The sequence below is a fragment of the Neisseria sp. P0021.S007 genome, from assembly GCF_051956855.1.
The window spans coordinates 1-553 of the sequence record NZ_JBQCXA010000999.1 but is presented as its reverse complement, the minus strand read 5'-3'; the positions used below and the strand labels follow the sequence as shown (position 1 = coordinate 553).

Here is a 553-nt window from a genome sequence, read left to right as displayed (position 1 = left end):
TTTTTATCTGCGCCGTCATGCCACAATGACATCATCCCTTATCCAACCCGATCACGCCATGACTCCGATACTCGCCTTCGACATTGAAACCATTCCCGACGTACACGGCATCCGCCAGCTTTACGATTTGCCAGCCGATTTGCCCGACAACGAAGTCGTCCTGTTTGCCCAGCAGCAACGCCGTGCCAAAACCGGCAGCGACTTTATGCAACACCATCTGCACCAAGTCGTCGCCATCTCCTGCTGTATGCGCTGGGGGCAAGACAAAATCCGCGTCAGTACCATCGGCGCTCCCGAAGACAGCGAAGAAGTCATGATTGCCAAGTTCTTCGAGGTCATCGAAAACTATACGCCGCAACTTGTCAGCTGGAACGGCGGCGGTTTCGATCTGCCCGTCCTCCACTACCGCGCCCTGATACACGGCATCAGCGCCGCCCGCTATTGGGACATGGGCGACGGCGATTTTGGCGACAGCCGCGACTTTAAGTGGAACAACTACATCAGCCGCTACCACACCCGCCATTGCGACCTGATGGATTTGCTCGCCCTCTAC

At 56.4% G+C, this 553-nt stretch carries 1 protein-coding gene; it reads left to right on the top strand.

Going from position 1 to position 553, the window contains the following annotated elements:
• Positions 1-58 precede the first annotated feature (58 nt).
• On the top strand, positions 59-553 hold a 495-nt coding region (locus tag ACTHUR_RS17180), incomplete at its 3' end, for a 3'-5' exonuclease (protein ID WP_440399917.1).